The 14,135-nt window shown below is 45.8% G+C and carries 14 protein-coding genes; 7 read left to right on the top strand and 7 right to left on the bottom strand.

What is annotated here, in order from left to right; translation table 11 throughout:
• Window positions 1–1,578 (bottom strand): glutamate--cysteine ligase, encoded by a 1,578-nt coding sequence (gshA, locus tag AC1P5O_RS05910; protein WP_005245643.1) that lies wholly within the window; start codon window positions 1,576–1,578, stop codon window positions 1–3.
• Between the two features lie 211 nt (window positions 1,579–1,789).
• Between gshA and AC1P5O_RS05905 the strand changes: the two genes are divergently transcribed.
• Genes AC1P5O_RS05905 through AC1P5O_RS05895 form a run of 3 tightly spaced genes read left to right on the top strand, consistent with a single transcriptional unit; the run spans window position 1,790 to window position 4,245 of the window.
• Complete coding sequence (locus AC1P5O_RS05905; protein ID WP_004281270.1) at window positions 1,790–2,329, top strand: DUF924 family protein; 540 nt, start codon at window positions 1,790–1,792, stop codon at window positions 2,327–2,329.
• A 51-nt stretch (window positions 2,330–2,380) separates the two neighbouring features.
• Complete coding sequence (locus AC1P5O_RS05900) at window positions 2,381–2,932, top strand: CC0125/CC1285 family lipoprotein (protein WP_004729097.1); 552 nt, start codon at window positions 2,381–2,383, stop codon at window positions 2,930–2,932.
• Between the two features lie 11 nt (window positions 2,933–2,943).
• On the top strand, window positions 2,944–4,245 hold the full coding sequence (locus tag AC1P5O_RS05895) for a DUF445 domain-containing protein (protein WP_348942092.1): 1,302 nt from the start codon (window positions 2,944–2,946) through the stop codon (window positions 4,243–4,245).
• 88 nt (window positions 4,246–4,333) lie between these two features.
• On the opposite strand, the gene AC1P5O_RS05890 is transcribed toward AC1P5O_RS05895, so the two are convergent.
• Window positions 4,334–4,621, bottom strand: coding sequence for a DUF2798 domain-containing protein (locus AC1P5O_RS05890; protein WP_004647201.1), 288 nt, complete (start codon window positions 4,619–4,621; stop codon window positions 4,334–4,336).
• A 259-nt stretch (window positions 4,622–4,880) separates the two neighbouring features.
• Between AC1P5O_RS05890 and argS the strand changes: the two genes are divergently transcribed.
• Together argS and AC1P5O_RS05880 are read left to right on the top strand one after the other, a co-directional pair.
• Entirely contained in the window at window positions 4,881–6,671 is a 1,791-nt protein-coding gene (gene argS / locus AC1P5O_RS05885; RefSeq protein ID WP_005094951.1) for an arginine--tRNA ligase, read from the top strand.
• A gap of 299 nt (window positions 6,672–6,970) precedes the next feature.
• Entirely contained in the window at window positions 6,971–7,588 is a 618-nt protein-coding gene (locus AC1P5O_RS05880) for an SPOR domain-containing protein (RefSeq protein ID WP_004281265.1), read from the top strand.
• A gap of 187 nt (window positions 7,589–7,775) precedes the next feature.
• Here the strand turns inward: AC1P5O_RS05880 and asd are convergent, their stop codons facing one another.
• From asd to AC1P5O_RS05855, 5 genes are all read right to left on the bottom strand, one after another.
• On the bottom strand, window positions 7,776–8,627 hold the full coding sequence (gene asd / locus AC1P5O_RS05875; RefSeq protein ID WP_004281264.1) for an archaetidylserine decarboxylase: 852 nt from the start codon (window positions 8,625–8,627) through the stop codon (window positions 7,776–7,778).
• Window positions 8,624–9,472 carry a sulfurtransferase gene (locus AC1P5O_RS05870; RefSeq protein ID WP_005094948.1) on the bottom strand — a complete coding sequence of 283 codons (849 nt, stop codon included), beginning with the start codon at window positions 9,470–9,472 and terminating at the stop codon, window positions 8,624–8,626. Before AC1P5O_RS05870 ends, asd begins: the two co-directional genes overlap by 4 nt.
• Before the next feature lie 184 nt (window positions 9,473–9,656).
• Window positions 9,657–10,862, bottom strand: a complete 1,206-nt coding sequence (gene pncB, locus AC1P5O_RS05865; RefSeq protein WP_004729084.1) for a nicotinate phosphoribosyltransferase — start codon at window positions 10,860–10,862, stop codon at window positions 9,657–9,659.
• A gap of 119 nt (window positions 10,863–10,981) precedes the next feature.
• Window positions 10,982–11,512: an ankyrin repeat domain-containing protein gene (locus AC1P5O_RS05860; protein WP_005094946.1), complete on the bottom strand. Its 531-nt coding sequence runs from the start codon at window positions 11,510–11,512 to the stop codon at window positions 10,982–10,984.
• Window positions 11,513–11,697: 185 nt separating this feature from the next.
• Window positions 11,698–13,212 (bottom strand): catalase, encoded by a 1,515-nt coding sequence (locus AC1P5O_RS05855; protein ID WP_005094943.1) that lies wholly within the window; start codon window positions 13,210–13,212, stop codon window positions 11,698–11,700.
• Window positions 13,213–13,439: 227 nt separating this feature from the next.
• Between AC1P5O_RS05855 and dtd the strand changes: the two genes are divergently transcribed.
• Both dtd and AC1P5O_RS05845 read left to right on the top strand, forming a co-directional pair.
• Window positions 13,440–13,880: a D-aminoacyl-tRNA deacylase gene (dtd, locus tag AC1P5O_RS05850; protein ID WP_005094942.1), complete on the top strand. Its 441-nt coding sequence runs from the start codon at window positions 13,440–13,442 to the stop codon at window positions 13,878–13,880.
• Window positions 13,881–13,990: 110 nt separating this feature from the next.
• A partial coding sequence (locus AC1P5O_RS05845) for a transposase domain-containing protein (protein ID WP_171260753.1) occupies window positions 13,991–14,135 on the top strand: 145 nt, incomplete at its 3' end.

Here is a 14,135-nt window from a genome sequence, read left to right as displayed (position 1 = left end):
TTATCGATATTGGGCTAAATAATCAGAAAAACTGACGCTGCTATCTTGCTCGAGTTGCTGTTGCTGCTGCAATGACTTTTGTGACATTTCTTCAAAATAAGCCAGGGTTTCCGGGCTGAGCTGATGTTCTTCATAGACACTGCTGTGCTGTTGGGCCAGATGTTGGCCAAAATGCCACATACCGCCCTGCTCACGTGTATCCCCGACCACCAGAGCAGACAAGGTGGCATCGACTTCATCGACCCGGATCATCATGGTTTTTAAAGCATCAGTATATAGAGTACTGTCATAGGCCGAATTTAACAGCTTGGCCAAGGGATGCATACGCTGCAAATGCATGGCACACCAGTCTTCAATCGGATAAGACTGGCCATTTTCCATAATTGCGGCATTTGGCGCACGGCCACGGTTGACGACCTCGGCTTGATTCTGCTCAATAATATCCTGTTCATCACTAAGAAGCGCCGGACTGTCTTGCAATAAACAGTACAAGGCTACCACTTCAAGGAAACCGGCCGTATCTTCATTAATGCCAATCGGGCTGTATGGATTGACATCGACTGCGCGCAGCTCGACATAGGCAATCCCACGATTTTCCAGTGCCTGTGACGGCGTTTCACCCGCGATCGGCACCTGTTTCGGACGCACCAGACTGTAATATTCATTTTCGATTTGCAGCACATGATCATTGATCTGGATCGGCTGGCCATTGGCATCATCCAGTCCCAGACGACTAAACGGTTTATACGGCGTTTTGACGGCTTTTTGCAGCCCGTCCAGATAGTCCTGCAAATTATTGTAGTGAATACCGAGCTGTTTCTGCGCAGAGTTTTGATAACCAAAACGTCCCATACGCAGCGCAGTCGCATAAGGCGAATACAAGGTGCCTTTCACCAATGGCAGCAAGAAATGATCACGGCCAGTCATAAAGCACTGGCAAACCGCCGGACTGGCCCCCACCAGGAACATCACCAGTGGAGTCAGACGAATAAAGTTGCGGATCAGGCCCATATAACGATGACTGCGATAATCCTGCAAGCTCAATGCTTGCAGCGCCTCGTCCTGTTCCTGCTGTTGTAAGGCCTCGAACAGATGATCCGGGAAAGACAGGTTGTAATGCACGCCTGAAATCGTCTGCATACGGCGACCATAACGCACGCCTAAACCATGACGATACAAGGTTTTAAACAGGCCGATATTCGAGCTGCCATACTGTGCCAGCGGAATGCTGTCATCGCGGCTGTCCAGCATACACGGCATCGACAAAGGCCAGAGCTTTTCATCATTTTCCAGATGACGATGGACAATCGCATGAATATCGCTGAGATAGTCCAGCGCTTTTTTAATACTGTCCTGTGGCGGAGTAATAAACTCCATCAATGCTTCAGAATAGTCCGTGGTGATATGTGGATGAGTCAAGGCTGAACCCAAGGCACGAGGATGCGCTGCCTGTGACAGGAAACCATCACTTTGCATACGTAAGCTTTCACGCTCGATACCACGCAACATGCCTTTGATGAGTGACGACTCGACCCAGGTCGGTAACACATTTTGGGAAGTCGATTCAGGTTGACTCATTACAATCTCGCTTAAGGGGGCTAAATTATTAAATTAAAATCATCGGTTTAATCAGTATAACGTGATTTCGTGCCGGCATATGACAGGCTGCCTAGTTTTCAGGCAAACCATTGATTTTTAATTTGGCAAATTTTTAACACAAACTTCCTCTATAAGACATGGAAAATTTGTGATTTTATTAACAAATAGATGCTAATGAATTGTAAATATTATGAATTATCAAGATATTTTAGACTTTTGGTTTCATGCGGACAGCCAGCCCTTATGGTTTAGCCAAAGTCATGAATTCGACCAAAGTATTGCGCAGCAGTTCATGAGCACCCATCAGCAGGCAGCCCAGGCTGAACTTTGGGGCTGGCGTAAAACCGCAGAAGGCCGGCTGGCCGAAATTATTGTGCTAGATCAATTTTCACGAAATTTATTCCGTGATTCTCCCCAAGCTTTCGCCCAAGACAGTCTGGCACTGGCCTTGGCTCAGGAAGCCATCAGCCTGAACCTGGATCAACAGCTCAGTCCGGAACAGCGTGCCTTTCTGTATATGCCATTTATGCACAGCGAATCCAAACTGATTCATGAATTCGCCTTAAAACTGTTTCAGCGTCTGGGCAATCCGACCAATCTGGAATTCGAGAAAAAGCACAAGGTCATTATTGACCGCTTTGGACGTTACCCGCACCGAAACCAGATTCTGGGTCGTGCATCGACCGATGAAGAACTTACTTTCCTGACCCAGCCCGATAGCAGTTTTTAAGATTTTTTAAGACCGCTGTCCGGACTGGATCATTGCATCAGGAGATCGAACATGAAAAACATGCTACTGGGATTGAGTGTGATTGCTGCCATCAGCCTGACTGGCTGTGCAACCACACCCTCAAAGCCCTTAACATTTGATCAGTTAGGTCGCTACAGTACCACTCCCCTCAACAGCAACACTTACCGTATCAGCTTTCAGGCCCGTCCCAATATGAGCTTTGGCACAGCTGAAGAAATTACCCTGCTCAAAGCCGCACAGACTACCGTACAAAATGGCTTTCAGTTCTTCAGGGTACTGAATGATCCAAGTAACCGTACTCAACAACCTCCACGGCAGGCCATCGTCTATCCGGCACCGAGCTTTTATCCGTACGGGTATTACCGCCGATATCCGGGGTTCTGGCCAGACCCATTCTATGACCGTCCCTATACCGTGACTCTGGATCCTGCCCAGGTGGCCTATACCATTGAATGCTTCAAGGCCAATCAGGCGCCTCAAGATGCCTTTGATGCCCGCTTGATTTTACATTCACTTGGGGCTAAATATGGTTTAAGTCCATCCGGTGCAGTGCTGCAACCGCAACCGGCCAATCCCTCCTGACAGGATGATCTATGCAGACAGAGCGTATCTCCCCGAGCTTACAACGCAGTAAACGTTTCGCGACCATCGCCCTGGTGGTCGCCGTACTGACCTGGTTGGCATTGATGGTGGCAGCCAAATTGCTACCCGAATATGTCTGGCTCATTCATATTCTGATGCTCTCGGCAGAAGCGGGTGTGGTCGGTGGACTGGCGGACTGGTATGCGATTACCGTGCTGTTTCGTAACCCTTTTGGCAGATTGCCCATTCCCAAGTTTTTACGCGACCATACCGAAATCATTCCACGTAATAAGGCTCGTATTGCAGAGTCGATGGGCCGTTTTGTGCAGGAAAATTTTCTTTCTCCGCAAATTGTACAACGCAGTCTGGACAGTACAGACCTGAGTCTGGCTGCAGGACGCTGGCTGGCCAATCCACAAAATAATGCCCAAGTGACTCAGGTCATTCAGCAAACGGTTCCTAAAATCTTTGAATTTGTCGGACAGGAACAGATTGCCGGCTTTATCCAAAGCAACAGCGTGCAATGGGTCAAAAATACCCAGATCAATACTCTGGCCAGCGAAATGCTGCATGCCGTTCTGGACAATGATTTCCATCAGGATGTGCTACAGCGCGGACTGGATGTGGTGCATGCCTGGATGACCTCGCATCCGGAACAAACCCGCGAGCTGACCCGTAACCTGTTTAAGGAAATGGGCGTGTGGAAACTGGCCAAAGGCGCCAGCTGGATCGGGATTGACGTGCAGCAACGCAGTATTGATTCCGTGATCGGGCGCGTTGAAGCCATGCTGGCCGATCCAGATCATCCGTGGCGACTTAAAATTGAGAGCATGGGACATAGCTGGATGTTGCAGCTGGCAGATAATGACAGTGAAGCCAGCCAGCGTCTGAATGAAACCAAAGATGCCTTACTGGATAGTCCACAGGTACTGAATTTTATCAGCGGTGCCGTGGTGATTTTATGTGATGCAATCAAGGCAGACTTGCAAAAACCTGATTCGGGTATTGCGGAAAATCTCAGAATTGCCATTCAACAGGTCGGAGAAAATATCATCTCGAATGCTTCGGTTCGTGAGCTGCTGAATAAACGTTTGAGCTCTATCGCGGTTGACCTGAGTGACCAGTACAGTGAAAAAGTGATTCGCTTTATCAGCGAGCGCATTCACGAATGGGATTCAAGCGAGATGATCGACAAGATTGAAAATGAAGTCGGCGGCGACCTGCATATGATCCGGGTCAATGGGGTCGTGGTCGGTGCCTGTATCGGTCTGGTGCTCGGGATCATCCGGGCGGCGGTGGAGCATTTAATTTAAAAATGATGCTATTCGCCCCATATAGCCCGACTTTTAAAATGCTCAAGAATTGACTCCAGCCAGATCAAATTTAAGATTTAAAAAATGATCATTTGGGTGGCTGAGGTCCGGACATATCGACCAACAGCCCAGTGAATTTGCGTACGAATGGCAATAAGGTCACCACAATCGGAAAAGCAATCGCCCAGGAAATCATCCAGTTATGAAACCAGAGTGCCATAAATCCATCAATCCAGCCAAGATTACGCAGCATATTGATCATGGAAATAATGCCACTCATCAGGCAGGACAGGATAAAAGGCACAATAATCAATGCCCATTTTGCAGGGAGTTTAGGAATATGACCGATAATGGTCGGACGTTGTGATGCAGCCACGACATGCTCTTTTTACTGTTTTCAGATGACTAATATAAGCCAAATTCTGTAGGGTGAAGCATTGTTTTTTTCATCTGAAATGTTGAGCTGAAAACTGGTGTTATTTTCACGGGATTAATCCGTTGATTTTCCCTTTCTTTAGTCAAAAACTTCTGACGAAGTGATCCTCTACTTTTTATTCCCTATAAATGCTTTTACCTAAACAGCCTGAAATTTGCTATATTTGCTGTTTTTCTGCGATCTCTATTTTCGACTGATTATGAATACGGCAATACAAGCAGCTCTCGATCATGCAGTGCACACTTTACAGGCACAAGGCGTACTCCCATCTGACTGGAACAATACAAGTAATTTGACGCGTACCAAAGACCGAAGCCATGGTGACTTTGCGTCGAATATTGCCATGATCGCGTCGAAAGCTGCGGGTATGAAGCCACGTGATTTAGCGGAAAAAATTCTTGCTGCCCTGCCTGAAGTGGCGGATATCAGCAAGGCAGAAATTGCCGGTCCTGGTTTTATTAACTTCTTCCTGAATGCTGACCAGCGCTTTGCAGTCCTTGATCAAATTCAGGCACAACAGGCGACTTATGGTCGTACCCAGGTCAATGCGGATAAACGTATCCAGGTTGAATTCGTGTCTGCCAACCCGACCTCTAGCCTGCACGTAGGTCATGGTCGTGGTGCCGCGTATGGTATGACGGTTGCGAATTTGCTTGAAGCGACTGGTGCTAAAGTCGACCGCGAATACTATGTCAATGATGCTGGCCGTCAAATGGACATTCTGGCGACTTCGACTTATCTGCGCTACTTAGAATTAACGGGTCAGGAACTGGTGTTCCCGAAAAATGCCTACCAAGGTGACTACGTTAAAGAAATCGCGCAAAGCATTATTGATCAGGATGGCGACGCCTATGTACGTCCTGTGGCTGACGTGTATAAAAACGTGCCTGAAGATGTACAGTTTGCAGCTGAATTAGATGCAGATGGCAATAAAGTCATATTGTCTGGCGATAAAGAAAAACACATCGATGGTTTGATCTTTAATTCACAAGCGTTAATTGGCACAGGCTACCGCGTATTCTTGCAAGCCGCGCTTAAAGCTATCTTAGATGATATTAAAGATGACCTAGGCGAATTTGGTGTAACCTTCAATCAATGGTTCAGCGAAGAATCATTGACAGACAAAATTGAAGAAGCCTTACAGACCTTAGATCAGCGTGGTTTCCTGTATGAACTGGATGGCAACATCTGGTTCAAATCCACTGCATTCGGTGATGAAAAAGACCGTGTCGTGAAACGTCGTAATGGTCAGACCACTTACTTCGCGTCTGACATCGCTTACCACCTGAACAAGTTACAACGTGGCTATACCGATATCATCGATATCTGGGGTTCAGATCACCACGGTTATATCGCACGTGTAAAAGCGGCCATTGATGCGCTGGGCTATGACTCGAAAAAATTAACGGTTCTTCTGGTTCAGTTCGTGAGCCTATGGCGTGGCGGCGAGATGGTACAAATGTCATCCCGTTCAGGCCAGTTTGTGACCTTGCGTGATCTGCGTAAAGAAGTTGGCAATGATGCTGCACGTTTTTACTACGTAATGCGTAAGTCTGAACAGCACATTGATTTTGACCTGGATCTTGCTGTGTCACAAAGCAAGGACAATGCAGTGTATTACATCCAGTATGCACACGCTCGTATCTGTCGTATGTTAGAAAAAGCAGCGTCTACCAATGTCAACTTTGATGCTACAGCAGCACGTAATTTGGCGGCTAAGCTGGAGCTTGATGCTGAAACTGAAATCCTGGCCAAACTAGCGGCCTATCCGGAAATTCTGGTCCGTGCTGCAAACAGCTATGAACCACATCAAATCGGTAATTACCTGAAAGAGCTGGCAGCCTTGTTCCACGGCTGGTACAACGACAATAAAGTACTCGGTGATGATGCTGAATTGACCCAAGCACGCTTATTGTTATCAGTGAACGTGCGTCAGGTACTGCGTAACGGTTTAGAACTTTTAGGTGTGTCAGCTCCTGAATCAATGTAAAGCACTGCTTTTACATTGATGCAAGAAGGTAAATAGTCAAAGCACTGCTTTTACATTGATGCAAGACAAGAGCTAGGCTCGAAGCGAGCATGTAAGCAAAACACTGCCGTTTATCTGCTGAGCAGACATTTTGTAACTTCAGCTATGTGCTTGAAGATACAGATAAATTAAAATTCTGTGTGATTTGTGATCTAGAGGATGACTTTTGTATCCTGATCACATAGGATGAAGTGATAGTAGGGGCATAACTGCTGTTATGCCTTTTCTATATGTCCCGATTAATAAGAGGAAAATCCCAAGTGTTTGGAAAAACGCAGCGCGGTGTATCTGAAAGACCGAATAAGCCTAAAAAGCCACTTATTCCAACCTGGCTCGGCACACTCGTGATCATTTTAATCGTGTTAAGTTTTTTAATGGCACTGATGCTCTGGAAGCCATGGGAACCGGTCAAACCGAAAACTCAAACAAGTGCTGAATCTGTCCAAGAAGAAGATACCAATAAAGATTACCGTTTTTATGACCTGTTACCACAGCAACAAGTGACGCCTATTCCTGAACAGGCCGTCCCTGAAAACAAAAATCAGGATACGGTAGTAATTGTAGAAGCGCCTCGACCTGAAGTAGCTCCACCTGAGGCGACCACAACTGAGCCTGGCTTAGAAGCCAGTGAAGCGCCTGTTGCCGCTCCGGCCAGTTATATTCTGCAAGTCCGCAGCTTTGATGACCCGGATCAGGCCGATGCCCGCCGTGCTGAAATTATTCTCAATGGTTTATCTGCCGATGTGGTACGCAGTGTAGAAAATGGCAAAGTCTGGTATCGCGTGGTTTCAGGCCCTTATGATTCTGCAGAAGCCGCGATTATCGCACAGCAAACCTTGCAGAATAGCGGGATCGATTCCATCGTCGTGAAACGATAAATTTCTAGAAATAAAAAAAAGCGCCTGAGGGTGCTTTTTTTTTATTTGGATCTCTCTCTAACCGTGTCCTTAATAGGAGAGGAAATCCCCCTTTTTTAAAGGGGGACTGAGGGGGATTTTTATTTATTCTAAACGAGAAAATATTTAATCCCTCCAACCTCCCTTTAATAAAGGGAGGGTAAAATCTTTAAACTGTATGCCCCAGCGCTTCACCCATATTCACCAAAGAATTGGCCTTGAATACGGCATCCCACTGCATTTTATTTTCTTCGAATAAAATCACTGCTGTTGAACCGAGGTAGAAACGACCCAGTTCTGCCCCTTTTTCCAGGAACAGATCATGCTGATTAAGTTCGATCCGGCCTGAAGGCTTCACTTTGCCGGTTGCCACGGTTTCAATACCCGCCACAATCATCGCACCGACCAATACCACCGCCATACGGCCGATTTCAGTATCAAACAGACAGACCATACGTTCATTGCGTGCAAACAGGCCCGGAATATTTTCTGCGGTCACCTGATTGACCGAGAATAGCTCGCCCGGTACATATAACGTTTCAGTCAAGGTGCCAGCAAATGGCATATGCACCCGATGATAATCACGTGGCGACAAATATACGGTCGCAAATTCACCGTTTTTGAATGGCTCGGCCAGTTGCGGATCAGCAATCAGTGCTTCAACGGTAAATTTCTGGCCTTTGGCCTGAAACACATCGCCATTTTCAATTTTACCTAGCTGGGAAATCGCACCATCTGCAGGCGAAACAATGCTCGTAGCATCTGGATCAACCGCACGGATACCTTCTTTTAGGGCGCGGGTAAAAAATTCATTAAATGACTTGAATTTCAGGGCATTGGCCTGTTCAGCAATCGACATATCAATGCCATACTGCGCCTTAAAGGCAGTAATTGCAGCAGTTTTGATAATCGGGTTTTCGCTGGCGGCAATTTTACCCACCACCCGAGACAAGCGATGTTGCGGTACTAATCGTTGAGCTTTAATAAAAAACTGTTGTTTTAAACGTGATGTGATGCTCAAGATGGCAGCTCCCCTGTAGCGATTGGACTATCGAGGCGGTTGCCCCATTCACTCCACGCACCATCATAGGCTCGAATTTTCCAGCCCAGTAAACGACCCAGAATATAGGCCAAACCTGAGCGGTGATGGGACTGGCAGTACACCACAACGGGTTGATTCAAATCAAAGCCCAGTTGTTCCAGACGCTGCTGAGTACGTGGTAAAGGCTGTAATTTTAAATGATTTTCGCGATTAAGGGCAGTACTCCATTCAAAATGACGTGCTCCCGGAATGTGACCGCCGCGTCGAGCCGCTAAACGTAGGCCAGTATATTCATCTTGCGTGCGGCAATCCCAAATTTGAACCTGTTGATTTTCAACCTGTTGGCGCAGTTCATCATAGCCAATCTGAAAATTCGCCTGATGCTCGAGATTAACCTGCAATACGTTCTTCACTGGTGCAAACTGCTCCTGACTGGAAGAAGTCGGCAAACCAGCACCGAGCCAGGCATGAATCCCGCCATTCAACAGACTGGTATTTTCAAAACCCAGACAATGTAGGTTCCAGAGCAAACGCCCTGCCCATGCCCCGCCCTCATCATCATAAGCCACCACATGATGCTCAGGAGAAATATTCAGATAATCAATGAGAGCCTGCAAGCCTTCGGTATCCGGTAACAGTCCCATCGCCGTTTCTTCCTGACGCACCAGAAGTTTAGGCTTTAAATGCAAGGCATGCGGAATATGCAGCTGCTCATACACAGAGGCACGGCTCAGGTCGACAATACGAAGTTTTTCATGGCCCAAATAGGGAACTAAATCTTCTGCCTCAATCAGCAGGCCAAAATTAAAAGCTGCAGCGGTCATCGTTATCATGGCTATTATTGGTCAAATCCTGTTGATCTTAGCACAGCTGGTTTTTACACTGATGTGCTTTCTTTGCAGATGATTAGCAAGATTTTAGCTAAACCCTGGTGTTAAATAAGCTTGCATAAAAAAACCGCCTCTATATAGAAACGGTTCTTAAAAATTATGAATTTTTCAAACTGACTTAAGCAGGTTCATTGATCTCAAAAACCTGACGCAAATAGGCCAAGAACGTATCATTATCGGTCATGGTTTTGCCCGGACTATCCGAGATTTTGGCTACTGACTGACGGTTACATTCCACCAGTTTCAGCACAATATTGAGTGGGGTTTGCCCCATATCATTGGTCAGATTGGTGCCAATGCCGAAACTGACCTGAAAACGGTCTTTAAAGTACTGATGCAATTTCCAGGCTTTTTCCAGATTCAGGCCATCACTAAAAGTCAGCATCTTGGTTTTGCTGTCTATTTTCAGCTTTTTATAATGCGCATAGGCCTTGTCACCCCATTCATAAGGGTCGCCACTATCATGACGCAAGCCATCAAACAGCTTGGCAAAGTACAGATCAAAGTCGCGCAGGAATGCATCCATCCCCACCACATCGGTCAAGGCAATACCCAAGTCACCACGATATTCCTGTACCCAGCTTTCCAGTGCAGATTTCTGGAAATTACGTAAACGTACGTCCAGCGCCTGAAAAGCTTGCAGGAATTCATGCGCCATGGTACCAATCGGGGTAATGCCCAGCTCTTTGGCTAACAGTACATTACTGGTCCCACGGAACACATGCGGTGCGGCTTTGTGAAATTCTTCGACCACATGCTTTTGCCAATCGAAACTGTAACGGCGACGCGTACCAAAATCTGACACCAAGAATGGTGGATCATTGGGGTTTTGCGCAGCATCATACTGTTTTAATAGCTCGATTTTGGCTTTTAAACGGTGTTCGCCTTCAGCCAACACTTCAGGCGTGCGAATGCGGCTGAAATACAGTTCATTGACAATCGCCAGTACGAAGATCTCGAACATCATCGCCTGAACCATCGGGCCTTCCACCACAATATCCAGACGGCCTTGACTGTCGATACTGGCCTTGATGAAACGGCGCTTGAGCTGGAACAGTTCCAGATAATCCACAAAATCGCTTTTGATAAAACGTAAGCTTCTTAAATATTGCAGTTCATCTTCTTTGAATTTTAGCTGACACAGCAGGTCCAGTTGATGATTCAGGTCATCCAGAATATCCGTCAGTGGATAGACTGTATCTTCCAGATTACGACAACGGAAATGGTAGACACTATGCGTTTGCGGAAACTTGTGTAAGACCACTTGTAACATAGTGAATTTGTACAAGTCAGTATCTAACAGAGAATGGATAATTGGGGCCATAACTAAGGGAATATCGCTGTGCTTATCTCTGCATTAAAGCATAAAAAGTCATGCAATAATGCAGGATTTACGTACAGCTGGCTGTATTTGCGACAAAAGTATCAGAAGCATAACCCGGTTTATTTCTGGGTGTTGGTCTGAGCTTTTTCCTGTTCCTGAATCAGTTTATGTAGCTGTTTTTCCTGGCCAATGACCTTGGCAAATTCGGCTGTGGTCTTTTGTCCGGTTTTTTGCGCCTGGACATCACAGTCCACCTGACGCAACTGCTTGGCAATCGCAAATTCCATCTTGAATAAAGCCCCCATCAAGGCCGTATTGCCTCGATTGTCTCGAGCACAGCGGTCGGCACCATGTTTAAGCAAACTGCTGACTATCGCTTGATGGCCATAATACGTTGCCATCATCAGTGGCGTATAACCGTCTTTATTGCGTACATCGACCGGAAAGCCATGTTTTAAAAATTCGTTGATAACTTCGCTATTGCCAATTTTGGCGGCAGCAAAGAACAGGTCGACCAGTTCCTGTTGTGAGTTCATCTGAATATTGTCCACGCTTTTAGCGGGGGAGATCTCCTTCGCGACAGTCACGTTTGCGAATGCGGAACCTATCGTGAGAATACTGGCTAAAAACATAGATGACATAACTTTCATGATGAACTCCAGCAGAAATCGAAGGGGAATTTAAGTCTTGAAAGACTGAATTACCCTGAGATGAGATAAAAAACGGAGTGCCTGTAAAACTCCCCCTAGGGTGCAGGAAAGGTTTGGAGTATTACAGGACTTTTTGGAGGTGATGCGCTATGCCCTAGTCACCAGTTCCTCAAGACCAATCGGGATTAGTCTTTTAATTTTGCAGCTTTGGCTTTAACAGTCGCCAGGTTACCGTTTACCGCCTTGGTCATACGTGTACCGTAGTCCGCATCTGCCTTATAGAAGTAAGACAACATGATGTGCTTGGTTTCTGAATCTTTCACTGCGCCTAAATCAGCAGCAAGGTTCATGATCAGGTCATCTTTTTCTTTAGCCGAGTATGAACGGTACAGCTCACCTGCCTGCTTGAAGTTCTGCTCTTTCACGCCAATTTGCTGTACATGACCAGATAATGGTGTTTGTACCGCACGTGCTTTTTCAGTGGCAGCTTTTGGCTCTTTACGGCTTGGCTCATAGTTCACATCCGAGTCACGCTCAGAGATATTCATGTAGCCATCCTGATTATTGTTGTTCACATTTACCACTGGACGGTTCACCGGAATTTGCTGGTGATTCGCGCCTAAACGGTACATTTGGGTATCTGAGTAAGAGAAGATACGGCCTTGTAGCAGACGGTCTTCTGATGGCTCGATGCCCGGAACCAGGTTACCTGGCGCAAATGCAGACTGTTCAGTCTCATTGAAGAAGTTCTTCGGCATACGGTTCAGGGTCAAAGTACCGACTTTGGTTTCTGGTACCAGCTCAGTTGGCCAGATTTTGGTTGGATCTAACGGATCAAAATCAAAGCTGTTTAGATCTTTAGGATCAATCACCTGAATATATAGATCCCATTTCGGGAAATTACCCGCATAGATGTTGTTATATAGATCATTGGTCAAGTGGTTGAAATCTTTACCCTGCTGTTCAGCCGCTTCTTTCACGTTCAGGCCTTTCACGCCCTGTTTAGAGCGGAAGTTGAATTTCACGTACTTGTATTCGCCTTTGTCGTTATACAGTTTGTAAGCGTGAACACCAAAACCGTCCTGTTCACGATAGCTAGTTGGAACACCTTGCTTGCCATACACATAAGTCAGCATGTTGGTTGCCCATGGCTGGCTCGACAGGAAGTCAAACACACGGTTAGCATCTTGGACATTCGTTACTGGGCTTGGCTTCATGGCATGAATGAAGTCCGGGAACTTGATTGCATCACGGATAAAGAATACCGGTGTCTGGTTACCGACCAAGTCCCAGTTACCTTCTTGAGTGTAGAATTTCAATGCAAAACCGTGTGGGTCACGTAGAGTTTCTGGTGAACCCTTACCGTGAATTACGGTAGAAAAACGCAGGAAAACTGGAGTTTTAGTCCCCGCTTTGAACAATGAAGCGAGGGTAAGATCAGATAGATCTTTGGTCGCAACGAATTCACCATATGCCCCTGTACCACGCGCATGTACGACACGCTCAGGAATACGCTCACGACCAAAACGTTGTAATTTTTGTACCAGTTGAACATCCTGAAGGAGTACTGAACCATTTGGACCCGCAGTGATCGAGTTCTGGTTATCACCGACTGGCGCGCCATTGTCTTTAGTTAAAGGAGCAGCTTGTGCAGCTGTGACAGTTGCAATCATTGCAACCAGTAATGAACGCTTAAACATTTCTAAATCTCTCAATTTATTACCTTTCCTGCATGGGCTAAGATACGCCAACACAATAAATAGATAAAACAGATTATTTTTATTAATTCAATCGCTTTAATGGATTTAAAAAAATTAATCAATTGATTTTCATATATTTAAAGCTCATAAAAACAGCATCTCATACTGCTCCAGATTTTATTCTTGCTACAATCACGTCCATCTATCATTAGCAGTCCATATGTAAAATGCGTGCCTTATTACAAAGAGTTTTAGAAGCTAAAGTCGTGGTCGAGGGTGAAACCACTGGGGAAATTGAAAAAGGAATTCTGGTTTTTCTAGGTTTAGGCAAAGACGATAATCTGGAAAAAGGCAAAAAGCTGATTGATAAAATATTGAAATACCGCTTCTTTGATGATGAACAGGGTAAAATGGGCTGGAACGTTGCCCAGGCCGACGGTGGTTTATTGCTGGTTTCACAATTTACCTTGATGGCACAGACCCAGAAGGGTTTACGTCCAGACTTTGGCCCAGCTATGCCGCCTGCCGAGGCTAAAGCACTTTATGAGCAGCTGGTAGAATATGCCCAAAGCCAGTTTGAACATGTGCAAACCGGTATTTTTGCCGCCGACATGAAAGTGCATCTGGTCAATGATGGGCCGGTGACGTTTAATCTGGAAGTTGAATAAACTGTCATTGTTCTAGAATGAAAAAAGCCCTCTAATGAGTAATGCCAGTCAGTTAAGCAAAAAAAGTTAAAATGCTGTAAAAAGAGCGTATGTAAATACGCTCTTTTTTTATGAATTTATCTCAGAATCTAGATTTAACATTAAAACAAACCCTACCTTCACTTTCACAATTCAGTGAATTGATTGATTTAAACTGGATTGAAGATTGCTTAGACCAAACAGGTAAAGCATCAATTCGAAAAAGAAAACTGCCTG

The organism is Prolinoborus fasciculus, from assembly GCF_056724605.1.
The sequence above is the reverse complement of the archived record's forward strand: the minus strand, read 5'-3'. Positions and strand labels throughout refer to the sequence as shown.